Source organism: Pseudoalteromonas sp. M8, from assembly GCF_018141365.1.
GTDB lineage: Bacteria > Pseudomonadota > Gammaproteobacteria > Enterobacterales > Alteromonadaceae > Pseudoalteromonas.
On sequence record NZ_CP047240.1, the window covers coordinates 2,228,104 to 2,241,010 of the forward strand.

Sequence of the window (12,907 nt, forward strand, 5' to 3'; positions counted from 1 at the left end):
CTATTTTCTTGCCTTTCTTTTTATTGATTTATACAACCTCTTCAACTCACCAAGCTCAAGTTTATTAAGTGGTTTTTGTTGATACTGTGACTTTTCAATTAATTGATAAAACTGCCAAAGCGACGCTTCTAACTCAGGAAATAACTTACATAACTCAACAATATGTTGTTTCGCCGTAGTGCCACTTAGGTGCTCTTTGAAATCGGACACTATAGCATTGTAATAGACAAGTTCGATAGGGCGTTTATGCCGAGTAAGCTGCTTGCTAAGGTAAAATAGCGCAATTGAGAGCAAAAGCAGCATAAACAGGGAAAATATCCCAGCCCAAAATTGACCATTACTCCCAAACCACTCTTTAAACAGTGCGCCTTGCTTTTCTTTGTCAAAATTAATGACGACGCGAGTCCACTGATAGTCAAGCTCCTCGAGCTGTAATCGCAACCAATTAATAGATTGCCAATTAGACAACCCAATTAAGCTGTAGCCCAAACCACTTTTAAACTCGCTCGATAATTGTTCTAACTGAGAAAGACTCCCTGTCATGCGTTCTGGGGCAATCCAGGCAGTTGGGTCTAAGCGTTGCCAGCCAATTCCCGGTGTAAAATATTCAACCCAAGCATGTGCGTCATATTGATAAACGCTGTAATAGCCTTGATTGTCATTTTTTTCACCGCCCAGATAGCCTGATACTAAGCGAGCGGGGATACCCGCGCTTCGCAGTAGAAACGCCGCAGCAGAGGCGTAATGACCACAAAAACCGTTAAACGAGCTAAATAGAAAGTCATCAATCCTATCGCTCGATTGGGCTGTAGTTGGTGTTAAGGTATAGACGAAACCATTTTGCAAAAAATAGCGCTTCATTAATTCAATGAATTGGCTCGTTGTTGTCGATTGACTGTCCCAGTCGCGCGCCAGTTGCCTTGCCTGTTGATTAATGCCGTCAGGTAATGCGGTGTTACGCCTATAATACCAAGGCCTTAACGAGTCTTGGGGTTCAAAGTCAGTGAAATCGATTTGATACTCGACAGGTTTTGCTGATAGGTTTTTCAAATAGACCGTGCCAAACACGTTACTATTCAACTTAGCGTTTTTCGAATAAGAGTATGACAGGCCATACAACCAAGGAAGTTGACTTGGCTGCGCAATAATGGTTGCTGCGCCGATCGGCTCTTTGGGCAACGCTCTGATATTAGTACCTTGATACTCAGAGACTTTCCATTGCCGTCCGTCAAATTCATCATGAATAATTGCACGCCAATAGAAAGGTCCAGTTTGTTGAGTGTTCTCAAATGACGCCCTAAACACCAAGTCGCTGGACTGGGATAAGTTTGCGATATTGAAAGGATCTACATTCTCAGATAATCCTGTTTTTGCTTGATTCTGCGGTGCAGGTAACTGCCAAAATGCCGGGAGTTTTGGTAAAAAAACGACTAATAAGGTAGCTACAGGCAGCACCAATACCAATCCCTTTGCACTTACCTTAAGCGCAGGTTTGAACCTTAGGTTTTGCTCGAGATTAAGCATGATAGCTAAATTAACAGCCAGCAAAATCAATACAAGAAATGCTGCAAATATACTTTGTGTAAAAAGAAATAAGCACGGATAAGTAAAGAAATTCAAAATACATATTTGTGTAAATTGGCGAGCTTGCGTGGCATGCACTTGTTTCAGTAGCGATGCAACCAACATCAAAGCCACAAAAACATTCACGCTGTTTTTTATACCTATTAATGAGGCCGTTGCAATGGCGCCGAGTAAAGTGACCAAGTTGATAAAGCGAATGCTTAACACGCTTGGTTTAGTCACCAACCTCGATGCTTGCCATAGTGTTAAAACGGTACATAACCCGACAAAACCGATACCAAAATCATCGACAAGAATAATGCTCAGCAGCCATAAAAATAGTGACGTGCTGTAGTACCATTTTGGGAAGCTAGAATTCACTTAATGCCTCCAAGCAACATAGTTTATGGGTTTCACCTTGACCGAACGGGATCCTGTTTTGTTGAAGTAACAGGGCATAACTTGTTTGTTGCTTATCGGCGTCAAGCACCATAGTACAAAGTTTACTCAGACGTTCTTCTTTGCTGCCTGAAAGTTTAGAATAATCGAAAATAATGCGGTGTAAATCGGCCGACTCCGGTGCATTCTGTTTAATTAACATCTGTTCCGTCTTGGCGTAATGCTTCCAAGAAACGCGGCTTAAACTCATCCCTTTTTGATATTGCGAGAGATGGTCGAACTCAACTGAACGCTCTTTCTGTTGTATGCTTTGGCTAGTATTCGAGGCACTGCCGAAGCTAAACTCTGTGTCTACAACGGGCAATGGAGTAGGGTACACGTAGAAAGTATCGTTTGGTTTTATATACGACCAGGTACGAATAAGGCCAAATGGGAAGTAGCTGAGGATTTTAATTACCCCCGTATCATATACGCCACGAGGTAATTCAGGGGCACTTAGCTCGAGAATTTTCTCATCACTCACTTCGGAAATATGGGTAGTCGTTTGGTTGTATTCACTTGAAAGTCGAAGTGATTGGATCTCTGCGCTAGATGAAATACTGAGTCTAATAGATGAACTATATGGGCTAAAATTAGCATTACTTCCCAAATATCGGACATTTGTATTGTTCAAGTTAAAAAAACCTAAAAATAGGGCGGCTATCATCATCACAGCCATAATGTAGGACACTGCAAGGATTAGATTATTCTGATAGTTGATCCCCAATACAAAATTAAGCAAAGCCACAGCGATAAAAAAACCGCCATCCTTAGATGGCAGTATGTAGATATTATTATGAGATAACCGTATTTCTGAGCGTTGATGTCGTTTATAAATATGCTGCTTAACTTTCCGTTTCAAGCGGTTAATCATGCTTAATGTACCGGTACGTTTTGAAAGACCTGTGTCTGAACTTCTGCTTCATTAGTCGTGGTAACGCCAAGTCGATGGGCACAGACTGAAGTGAAAACGGCTTGAACATCATCGGGTATGACGAAATCTCGACCACTAATAAACGCATATGCACGACTTGCGGCTGCAAGTGCGATGCTAGCTCTTGGCGACAAAGGATCGCTAAATTGACCTGAGCTGCGTGTGTAGTTAACTAAGCGAAGGATGTAATCAATAATAGCGTCACTTAGCACAATGTTAGGCACAACTTGTTGATAGGCTAACAGTGTTTTACCATCGATCACTTGTGGTGCTTGAGTCAGTTTTCTCGCTTTCCCAGCTAATTTAATTAGCTGCGCTTCTGCCATTTCCGAGGGGTATCCTAAGCTTATACGCATAAAAAAGCGGTCTAGTTGTGACTCAGGCAGTGGATGCGTGCCAGATTGATGCTGAGGATTTTGCGTTGCAATCACAAAAAATGGGCTAGGGAGCTCATGGCTTACGCCATCGATGGTTACTTGATGTTCTTCCATGGACTCCAACAACGCGCTTTGAGTTTTTGGACTTGCGCGGTTAATTTCATCGGCCAGTAAAACTTGGCTGAAAATTGGACCAGGATGGAATTCAAAAGACTGATGTTCACGGTTAAAAATAGAAGTGCCGGTAATATCAGCTGGGAGTAGATCGCTAGTAAATTGCACGCGACGATATGTCAGGCCTAACACATCAGCAAGAGAATGAGATAGCGTCGTCTTACCCATACCTGGTAAATCTTCGATTAGAAGATGGCCGCGACACAAAAGACTGCAGATCGCGAGTTTTATTTGTTCAGGCTTTTCTAAAATAACGGTAGAGAGCGCATCGGTAAGTTTCTTTATTTCTTCATTCATGTAACCAGCTCTAAACGCTTCATTACCGAATCCACTTTATGTGCATTGAAAGGTTTAGCGATAAAGCCCTTAGCACCAAGCTCCCAAGTATTTTGAACATTCTCCATACTATTATGACCTGAGCACATGATGACATGGGCTACTGGAAAATTTTCGTTAATGTAGGATAGGATCTCGGTACCATCTGTATCGGGAAGCTCAATATCTAAGAAGACAACACTGGGCTGTTTATGCTTTAGTAGTGGCTTTGCGGAATCAAAGTCTTCACAACCATAAACTTCTTCAAACCCTAAGTTTTCCAAAATCTGTGTCAGAAAATCTCTGATCTCAGCTGCGTCATCAATTATCAAGATTGGTTCTAGCGGTCTTACAAATTCCATATGTCGATACTTCAAATTACAAATTCAACCACATACTATAAAAAGCGAAACCATAGCTCAATAGAAAATACAGTAAACTTTCAGTAATGTCCGATACCGTCTAGTATTGGACATATTAGAAGTAATTAAATTGGCATTCTTGATACTACAATTACTACAAACCATACAGCTCATAATTTATATTATGTTAAATACAATAAATTAAAAGAGAGACTAGCTTACTCTCTTATACAATCAAAATTTCGTTGGATGTTTATGGGCTACTTTTTGACCTGCTTATCCGTTTTCGAATGTAAAACTGACACCGCTGTTTCTAGTGCTACATCCCTACCATTATTGTCCATATCGCCAGCTACAATTATATTTGGTTCGAAGTCTTCACGAAAACTACCATTTACGTGATATAAGCGTTCAAACCCAACTTCAACCCAAGCGTTACTTTGATCAAGGACGAGACGTTTGATGCCGCCAAGCAAATCAGCCATCGGTGCGCCAATTACTGCGTCCGCACCCAAAGCATCAAAGCCAATTGTCATGCCTTCTCCAATACTGCCAGTCCAGCGCCCAGCAAGTACAACAAACGGTACCTTTATTTGTTGCTTTGCTGGTTTAGTGAGCGCGTCTTTTAACTCTGCTTTGTTGAATTGTACAGATCCCGTTTGAGTACGGTACTTTTGATACACGCTTGGCGCAGCAGTAAAATGTCCAAGTATGGGTTCTGCGACACCAGTATTCCCGCCGCTGGGTGTATTTCTAAGGTCAATAATATAACCTTTCACTTCACCTAGGGACTTTAATGCAGCTTTGAACTCATCAACGGTTTGGGCGTTGCCCATGGCGTTATTAAATCGAATATGACCAAATTCATCTATTTTTTCGTAGGATACTTTAGGCCCATTACCTAGCGCATTTATCGCATCGTAACTTGCGGCAAGTTCGACAGTTGCTAGCTTTGTATCCCGTTGAAATTCAATTTCGCGTTTTTGATAACGTTTCCCTCCTAACGCAATATTCAGTGCGTAACTCTTCTGAGCCTTATTTAATTGACTCAATGGCACCTGCATTACGTCTTGGATGGCTTGCGATATTGTATTGCCATCTATCCTTGTCACTTTATCTCCGGGTTTTATCCCTTTAACGTCTGCATCGCTGCTCCGTTTTACGTCAATAATAAGTGCGCTGTTATCATTAAACTCGACATACATATCTGCACCTGTTGGATACACACTGTAATCCTCTTCATTTAATGGACCAAGATTGAGATGCGGATCTGTAAAGTGGCGTAAATATGCTTGGCTTAAATCAATAAAGGCTTGCTTTGAATCTAAATTATTTAACTTATTCTCAAATAGCTGCCGAGTTTGCTGGTAACCTTTAAAATCATCTAGATATGCGTAATGGGTTTGCAAGTTATGATCGAGTTCTTTCCACGCATCCAACGCGCTAAAAGTCTCAGCACTTGCAGCAAAATTTGTTGTTAAAAGGAAGCTGAAGCATAAAAAAGCATTTAATTTCATATTATTATATCCTTGTTATTATTATTTAATCCCAGTTATTTCATACTAATGAAGCGCTGCGCTAAATGGAATACGCTTACAAATATCCGCTTCTGCGATGAGAATTTCCTCTAAACGTTTGTCTATCGTTAATTTGTCGAAATACTCGTAGCCGAGCTCCACAAAGAGGTTTTTGTGTTTTTCTTCTGACTTGGCAATGGCAACATAAAAGTCTTTCTCTTTGCCTTCAGGAAGCGCTTCTGCAACTAAAGAAAAACGCTCATGGCCCCTAGCCTCAATTACTGCGCCAATCAGCAATCTATCAATTAAATATTCATCTGTGCCCTGGCGGAACAATGCACGCATTTGCTTTATATAGGGGTCTTTTTGATCGTTCCCTAGTAGCGTACCACGCTCGGTTAAGATCTTAAGTACCTGTTTAAAATGGATCATTTCTTCTATTGCTAGATCAGCCATCGCTTTTACTAGCTTGATCCTGTCTGGGTAATGACCAAGCATTGCCATCGCCATTCCGGCTGCTTTTTTTTCTGCAGCGGCGTGATCTTGAAGAAAGGTATCAAAGTCGGCTAGGACTTTTTCAGTCCAGCTAAAAGGTGTGTGATATTTTAATTCAAACATAATTCTATCTTGTATATACAGCTTGTGGTGAGTATAACAAACTCAGGCGCTCGAGCGAACTTGCATGCTAAAGAGCGCTGTGTCTTTATCTGCTTTGCCATTACGTGTCGATTCCACTTTATTAGGGTGTGAAAACCACTTCCATGCAGTGACTTTACCACCGATATTGACATGCGGAATGGTCACTTTTTCTTGAGTCACGCCTATAAATTCGGCAAGCGTTTGCTCGGCATCAGTCGCGGTTAGATTGACCATTATAATAGGAATATGATTCATTTTTGCAAAGCTAAGCACCCTATCATGATGCTTGCTATAACAATCCCGCCAATAACCATCATCTTCAAAATGTTTGTCAAAATCAGGAAAAGTTTCCAAATAACAACGCTTAATGGTGTCGTTAAAGCCCCTTTTCGTGACAGTAAATTTTCTTTCATTGCCGTCATCAACCGCTTAATTGAGGGAAGCCATTGCTCAAAATCTCGTGTCAAATGTATTATTTTAACTTCAGGATATAAAGCATATAGTTTTTCATAGTCAGCAAAAACGGGCGTGTCAGCAATAAACTCAGCGCAGTCTAACGCTTGCCTTGTGTATGCCGTGTGTGCTGTTTTGTATCCAGCACCTAATGCAGCAATACACAGACTTGTTGTGCCCGTTCGTGGTAAACCCGTTACCAGAAATTTGTGTTTTGTCATATTTAGATAAAGTAATACACGAGGTTGAATGACGCTAAAATAAGTATTACTCCATATGTTGTCGCCATCGCTACTTTTCTGATTGAAAAGTTGGTTTTACCGAGTGCAACATAGTGTGCAACTCGAGAAAACAAAAAAGCAATGCCAAAAGCATGAAGTAGATATGGGTTGATTTGTTGAGTTTCGAGTAACAACATCATTAACAGTACGAAAGGTGTGTACTCGATAAAGTTGCCGTGGATCCGAATTGCACTTTGCAGTTCATCGATACCACCATCTCCAAGCGATACTTTATGTCTGTGTCTGAGTGATATTATGTTAAAACTGAGTTTAATATAGATTAGTGCCAGTAATGCCGCATATAAACCGGTGATCATAAAAAGCCCTCCAGTGGAGGGCTTAGTGTATAAGTTTAATTAGTTCACAGCCAGTATTACTCAATTAAGTAAACAGCATAAACTTCCGCGTTCAATGTAATTGCACCTGTGTTATACGCATTTTTGTATGCGCCTTGATCTGCTTCCATTGCCATCGCTGCAGAGCGCACGTAAGGCTGAACTGGCGTTTGCATTGGTTGGAATGAAACTGAGTACAGCTTTGCCAACTCAACATCAAACTCGCCTGCTAGTTCTTTAGCTGCTTTCTTTGCATCTTTAATGGCGGCTTTTTTGAGACTTTGCAGATACTTGCCTTCATTTTCAACACCAAATTCTGTGTTATTGAACTGATTGATGCCGCTGTCTACAAACTCTTGAAGTAACTCTGGGTATTTTTTGATGTCTTTAAGTTTCACAGTCAAGCTGCGGCTCACACGAAAACCATCAAACTCTTCTTCATTTGATTCACGATTGTAGCGTGTCTGTCTGTAAACATTCAGTTGCTCTGCGTGAATATCGTCTTCTTTAATATCGAAGCGTTTAGCGATTTCTATGGCCTTAGCCATAATCTTATCGACGTTTTCTTTGGCTGTGGGTAGCGATTTTTGCTTTTCGGTAATGGCGACACGTATGGTTGCAACATCGGGTTGTACTTGAATAAATGAAGTACCTTTAACATATAAATGCGGCGAGTCAGGCAATGCGCCTGCAAAGCTAAATCCAGATAAACATAATGCCAGTAAGCCAGTTAAAATTCGCATCTTTTGCTCCTAAAAAGTGATACCTGCATATTCAAGCATATTTCAATTAACAACTACTGAATTGGATTTCAAGGTAACAAACTTTAACAAAATGAGTGATTATCACTCTGAGAAGTTATATGTGATACTCTCAACTTTTGCGCGTGATTGATAAACAAAAATCGCCGCCAATATGAGTTGGCGGCGATTTCTGTTTTAGCTAGGGCCTGTTGACCTTTGCTGTTTGATTTTTGTTCTTCTGAGTGTGTTTTGGTCGCGACGCTCGACTTGCCGCCTAGTAATCTAGGCAAAAGTTGAGCAACAATGAACAAAGCGCACTCAGGTGAACCCAAAGGGCAGCGCTTGACTGGCATTTCTACTGTGTTATCACCTGACTTACATAGAATAACTATGCTACGCAGGCTCTGCCTTGTATAAATACCAGTCAAACTGCTGCAAAAACAAACTTGAAAGATCAACAGGCCCTAAGTAAAAGTAATTAGACGCTACAGCGTTTGTAATTTCTATACTTAGGGAGCCAATAGTTTTTCTCTATCGCTGCCCAAATTGCGTCGTCTTCCATTTCAAGTGCAACGCCCTCTTCCATTGCTTTTTTAGCAACTGCAAAAGCAATTCGCTTACTCAACGGCTCAATTTCAGTTAGGGCTGGTAGTAAGCTACCTTTGCCCGTATTAGCACGTGGTGATGATTCAGCAAGCATTTCGCTCGATACCATCAACATGCTATCTGTAATACGGTTCGCTTTAGCTGCAAGTACACCAAGGCCGATCCCTGGGAAGATATAACTGTTATTACATTGAGGTATGATAATTGTTTGCTCACCATGTACTACAGGTTCAAATGGGCTTCCCGTAGCTACAATTGCTTGACCATCAGTCCACTCAATCACATCTTTTGGATGCGCTTCAACTTGGCGTGATGGATTACTTAGTGGGAAAATTATCGGCTGTTCGCACCCTGCATGCATCGCGCGGATCACTTGCTCAGTGAATAAACCTGCTTGACCTGACACACCAATTAAGATGTCTGGTTTTGCACAGTGCATTACATCTAATAAAGATGCAAATTCACCACTGTATGTCCAATCCGCAAGGTTGGCTTGTTGTTGAACTAGCGCTTCTTGGAAATCTCTTAGCCCTTCCATGCCTTCTGTCAGAAGGCCAAAACGGTCCACCATAAACACTTGGCTTCTCGCTTGCTCGTCGGTTATCCCTTCTGAAATCATTTGGCTAATAATTTGCTCTGCAATACCACAGCCAGCAGAGCCTGCACCAACAAACACCACTTTTTGTTCCGAGAGCTTCGCTCCTTTCACGCGGCAAGCGGCTAGTAGCGAACCTACAGTAACCGCAGCGGTGCCTTGGATATCATCGTTAAAGCTACAGATTTCATCGCGGTAACGTTTCAATAATGGCATTGCGTTAGGTTGTGCGAAATCTTCAAACTGTAACAGCACATTAGGCCAACGGCGTTTAACCGCTTTAATGAATAGATCCAGGAATTCGTCATATTCAGCTTGGCCGATACGCGGGTGTCTTGCGCCCATGTACATTGGGTCATTGAGTAGCTTCTCGTTGTTTGTCCCTACGTCAAGCATTACAGGCAGTGTGTAAGCTGGGCTGATCCCACCACATACGGTGTAAAGTGCCAGCTTACCAATAGGAATACCCATACCACCTATACCTTGGTCGCCAAGGCCTAAAATACGTTCACCATCTGTAACCACGATAACTTTTACTTTGCCTTTAGTGGCATTTCGTAAAATATCGTCGATTTGATAACGGTCTTCATAAGAAATAAACAAACCACGAGAGCTGCGATAGATATCTGAAAACTTCTCACATGCATCACCTACTGTAGGGGTGTAGATGATTGGCATCATTTCTTCCAAATGATCGCGTACTAAACGGTAATACAGCGTTTCGTTGTTATCCTGAATAGCACGCAAGTAAATGTGCTTGTTTAGGTTGTCGCTAAAGCTTGAATATTGCTGATAACAACGCTCAACTTGCTCTTCAATTGTTTCATAACGAGGAGGAAGTAGTCCTGCTAAGTTGAAATTTTCACGCTCGCGTTGAGAGAATGCACTCCCTTTGTTAAGCAGTGGCGTTTCTAATAGTGTAGGACCTGAATAGGGAATGTAGAGATAATTTGGATCGGTTTGTTTAGTCATATTTACAAGCTTGACACTAATTTTTTAGTCTAAGGGTTCATTATTGTCGAAAAGGATTAAATTACAATGAATTTAGTGCTCATCAGACCATTATTAACGCGCTCCAGAGCACGTTAAATGCATTTTTCTGGAACGCGAAATTATAGCCTAAAAGCACTTAAGAAACCACGGCTTATTCGCTGCTTTCGCCAAGTGCAACACCTTCTCTTCTTGGGTCTGCACCACCGATTAAATGTGTTCCACGAACCTCAATGGCATGTAGTCCAGAGTTTAAGTCGCGGATCTGTACTTCATGGCCTTTTTTCTCAAAGTAAGGTGCTTGTTTTGTCAGCTCAGTGCCTTTTTCAAGCGTTGTGTACTTATTGCGGTTGGTGATTTTTGGTAAATCAATCGCAGCCTGCACAGATAATCCCCAGTCCAGTACACCAACTAAGGTTTGAGCAACATAGTTGATAATACGGCTGCCACCCGGTGAGCCGACTATCAATTTAAGCGACCCGTCTTTGTTAAACACCATGACGGGCGCCATAGAGCTTCTTGGGCGTTTGTTTGCTTCTACCCGGTTAGCGACCCATTTATCTCCTACTTTTGGAGAAAGCGCAAAATCGGTTAATTGGTTATTGAGTAAATATCCGTTGACCATCACCGTTGAGCCAAATGCCATTTCAATCGAGCTTGTCATTGAAATGGCATTACCCTCAGCATCTACAATCGACACATGGCTGGTCGAAGGTAATTCATAACTATCATCCATAGCATAAGCGAGCGTACCCGAAGTTGGGTCGCCTATTGGAAAGTCCTGATTATCCGTTTCACCGATAAGTTTGCTACGGCCTAATAGATATTGCTCGTTAAGCAATGCTTTTGCTGGCACTTCAACAAAATCAGGATCGGCTACGTAAAAATCTCTATCGGCAAATGCTAGGCGAGATGCTTGAGTAAAGAGGTGCAAGGCTTCTGAGTCATTTGCCTTATACTTACCTAGGTCGTACGGTTCCAACAGCTTCATCATTTGCAAAACGGCAATACCACCACTGCTAGGCGGTGCCATAGAGCAAACTTTATATACACGATATTCCGTACAGATAGCGTCTCGAGTTTTGCTCTTATAATGTTCTAAGTCGCTCAGCGCCAATTTGCCAGGTGCGATTTCAGACTTTTGCACAGCTTCTACTAATTGAGTGGCATTTTGCCCTTCATAAAAGGCTTGGATCCCTTGTGTTGCTACTTTGTAGTATAGGTTTGCCAAAGGCAGATTCTTTTTAAGGGCCCCTGGTTGTAGTGCTTTACCATCCGGATAAAAATACTCTTTTGCGGGACTGAGCCTTGTCAAACCTGGGTTGAGTTTTTTCTCAAGCAGCATATTTAAACGTGGAGAGACGATAAATCCTTCTCGAGCTAATTCAATCGCTGGTTTAAATAATTCCTGCCATGGCAATTTACCGTATTTGTCATGTGCTGATTTAAACGCGTGCAGAATGCCAGGCACACCAACAGAGCGACCGCCCACAACAGCCTCAATCCACCTAACCGCATTACCCGTATCATCTAAAAATAGATCAGGGCCTGCAAGTTTTGGTGCAGTTTCTCTTCCATCAAAACTAATTAATTCATTGCTTTTCTTGTCGTAGTGCAGGATAAACGCCCCGCCACCTACGCCCGAAGATTGCGGCTCAACCAAGGTAAGCACAAGTTGAGTCGCTATCATGGCATCAACCGCACTTCCCCCTTTTGAGAGCATCAATTGACCTGCTTTACTCGCATAGGGATTGGCAGCAACGACCATGTACTTTTCTGCGGTGCGTGCTTCTTTAGATTGGAAACCTGTTGCGGCTTCCGGCTCTCTAATTTCGATTTTTTGTTGCTCAGCTAAGGTGTTGGTTGAAAAGCTGAATGCGGCAATCACGGTTAGTGATGCAAGTGTATGTTTCATAATACCCACTTTGCTTACGTCTTATATTTGGCATCATAAAAGCAATTAGGCACAATATGCAAAAATAATAACGTGAAATCGTATGTTTGAACTTCCAACGAACAAAGAATATCTCATTGGCCCTGTGTCTTTGGCGATATTGTCAACAATACTAATGTTGTTCGGGCTTGGCCCACACTTAGATTTTGACAGGAATGCAATTGCTGATGGCGAAATATGGCGTATTTTGAGCGGTCAGTTTACCCATAGCAATTGGTATCACTTGATGTTAAACCTGCTTGGTATCTTATTTATTTGGCTATTACATGCCGAATATACAAGACTAAGAAAATATTGGCTGAATGTACTTTTTCTTGGCCTCTTTACCGGGCTCATGATCTTGCTATTTTCCCCAAACATTGTTGTATATACAGGCTTGAGTGGCTTATTACATGGGCTTATCGTATGGGGAGCACTTGAAGATATTAAGCGGAAGCTAACAACTGGATATCTGTTGTTTATTGGTGTGTGGGCAAAGGTATGCTGGGAACAATATGCGGGTGCTAGCGCAGATGTAGCCAAACTGATAGACTCGAGAGTCGCCATTGAAGCACATCTATTTGGTGCAGTTGGTGGTGTGGTTTTAGCTGTTATCTATTTATTTTATAAAACAAAAAAGCCAGCTTAAGCT

The 12,907-nt window shown here is 41.7% G+C and carries 13 protein-coding genes; 1 reads left to right on the plus strand and 12 read right to left on the minus strand.

Going from position 1 to position 12,907, the window contains the following annotated elements; genetic code table 11:
- The 12 genes from GSF13_RS14685 to ggt form a co-directional block, all read right to left on the minus strand.
- Nucleotides 1-1,944: a DUF3488 and transglutaminase-like domain-containing protein gene (locus GSF13_RS14685; protein ID WP_206472943.1), complete on the minus strand. Its 1,944-nt coding sequence runs from the start codon at nucleotides 1,942-1,944 to the stop codon at nucleotides 1-3.
- Nucleotides 1,934-2,863, minus strand: coding sequence for a DUF58 domain-containing protein (locus tag GSF13_RS14690; protein ID WP_248298726.1), 930 nt, complete (start codon nucleotides 2,861-2,863; stop codon nucleotides 1,934-1,936). The genes GSF13_RS14685 and GSF13_RS14690 overlap by 11 nt, the downstream gene beginning before the upstream one ends.
- 14 nt (nucleotides 2,864-2,877) lie before the next feature.
- Nucleotides 2,878-3,783 (minus strand): AAA family ATPase, encoded by a 906-nt coding sequence (locus GSF13_RS14695; RefSeq protein ID WP_010604759.1) that lies wholly within the window; start codon nucleotides 3,781-3,783, stop codon nucleotides 2,878-2,880.
- Nucleotides 3,780-4,163, minus strand: a complete 384-nt coding sequence (locus GSF13_RS14700) for a response regulator (RefSeq protein WP_206472947.1) — start codon at nucleotides 4,161-4,163, stop codon at nucleotides 3,780-3,782. Before GSF13_RS14700 ends, GSF13_RS14695 begins: the two co-directional genes overlap by 4 nt.
- 260 nt (nucleotides 4,164-4,423) lie before the next feature.
- Entirely contained in the window at nucleotides 4,424-5,680 is a 1,257-nt protein-coding gene (locus GSF13_RS14705) for a S41 family peptidase (protein ID WP_211866031.1), read from the minus strand.
- A gap of 45 nt (nucleotides 5,681-5,725) precedes the next feature.
- Entirely contained in the window at nucleotides 5,726-6,298 is a 573-nt protein-coding gene (locus tag GSF13_RS14710; RefSeq protein WP_010604765.1) for a tRNA-(ms[2]io[6]A)-hydroxylase, read from the minus strand.
- A gap of 42 nt (nucleotides 6,299-6,340) precedes the next feature.
- Nucleotides 6,341-6,673 carry a sulfotransferase gene (locus tag GSF13_RS14715; protein WP_249122675.1) on the minus strand — a complete coding sequence of 111 codons (333 nt, stop codon included), beginning with the start codon at nucleotides 6,671-6,673 and terminating at the stop codon, nucleotides 6,341-6,343.
- Nucleotides 6,571-6,993 carry a sulfotransferase gene (locus GSF13_RS14720; protein ID WP_211866035.1) on the minus strand — a complete coding sequence of 141 codons (423 nt, stop codon included), beginning with the start codon at nucleotides 6,991-6,993 and terminating at the stop codon, nucleotides 6,571-6,573. Before GSF13_RS14720 ends, GSF13_RS14715 begins: the two co-directional genes overlap by 103 nt.
- Before the next feature lie 2 nt (nucleotides 6,994-6,995).
- Nucleotides 6,996-7,370, minus strand: a complete 375-nt coding sequence (locus GSF13_RS14725) for an MAPEG family protein (protein WP_017217387.1) — start codon at nucleotides 7,368-7,370, stop codon at nucleotides 6,996-6,998.
- Nucleotides 7,371-7,426: 56 nt separating this feature from the next.
- On the minus strand, nucleotides 7,427-8,131 hold the full coding sequence (locus GSF13_RS14730; protein ID WP_174168866.1) for an SIMPL domain-containing protein: 705 nt from the start codon (nucleotides 8,129-8,131) through the stop codon (nucleotides 7,427-7,429).
- A 478-nt stretch (nucleotides 8,132-8,609) separates the two neighbouring features.
- Nucleotides 8,610-10,304, minus strand: coding sequence for an NAD-dependent malic enzyme (locus tag GSF13_RS14735; RefSeq protein ID WP_138583474.1), 1,695 nt, complete (start codon nucleotides 10,302-10,304; stop codon nucleotides 8,610-8,612).
- A 172-nt stretch (nucleotides 10,305-10,476) separates the two neighbouring features.
- On the minus strand, nucleotides 10,477-12,237 hold the full coding sequence (gene ggt / locus GSF13_RS14740) for a gamma-glutamyltransferase (RefSeq protein WP_211866037.1): 1,761 nt from the start codon (nucleotides 12,235-12,237) through the stop codon (nucleotides 10,477-10,479).
- Nucleotides 12,238-12,319: 82 nt separating this feature from the next.
- Here ggt and rrtA point away from each other — a divergent pair, with 82 nt between their 5' ends.
- A complete protein-coding gene (gene rrtA, locus GSF13_RS14745) occupies nucleotides 12,320-12,904 on the plus strand; it encodes a rhombosortase (protein WP_174168864.1) in 585 nt (194 codons plus the stop codon).
- Nucleotides 12,905-12,907 lie beyond the last annotated feature (3 nt).

Bases quoted from the DNA above. Each gene is read 5' to 3' on its own strand.
- GSF13_RS14695 (WP_010604759.1), bottom strand. From the start codon at position 3,783: ATGAATGAAGAAATAAAGAAACTTACCGATGCGCTCTCTACCGTTATT.
- GSF13_RS14700 (WP_206472947.1), bottom strand. From the start codon at position 4,163: ATGGAATTTGTAAGACCGCTAGAACCAATCTTGATAATTGATGACGCA.
- GSF13_RS14705 (WP_211866031.1), bottom strand. From the start codon at position 5,680: ATGAAATTAAATGCTTTTTTATGCTTCAGCTTCCTTTTAACAACAAAT.
- GSF13_RS14710 (WP_010604765.1), bottom strand. From the start codon at position 6,298: ATGTTTGAATTAAAATATCACACACCTTTTAGCTGGACTGAAAAAGTC.
- GSF13_RS14720 (WP_211866035.1), bottom strand. From the start codon at position 6,993: ATGACAAAACACAAATTTCTGGTAACGGGTTTACCACGAACGGGCACA.
- GSF13_RS14725 (WP_017217387.1), bottom strand. From the start codon at position 7,370: ATGATCACCGGTTTATATGCGGCATTACTGGCACTAATCTATATTAAA.
- GSF13_RS14730 (WP_174168866.1), bottom strand. From the start codon at position 8,131: ATGCGAATTTTAACTGGCTTACTGGCATTATGTTTATCTGGATTTAGC.
- GSF13_RS14735 (WP_138583474.1), bottom strand. From the start codon at position 10,304: ATGACTAAACAAACCGATCCAAATTATCTCTACATTCCCTATTCAGGT.
- ggt (WP_211866037.1), bottom strand. From the start codon at position 12,237: ATGAAACATACACTTGCATCACTAACCGTGATTGCCGCATTCAGCTTT.
- rrtA (WP_174168864.1), top strand. From the start codon at position 12,320: ATGTTTGAACTTCCAACGAACAAAGAATATCTCATTGGCCCTGTGTCT.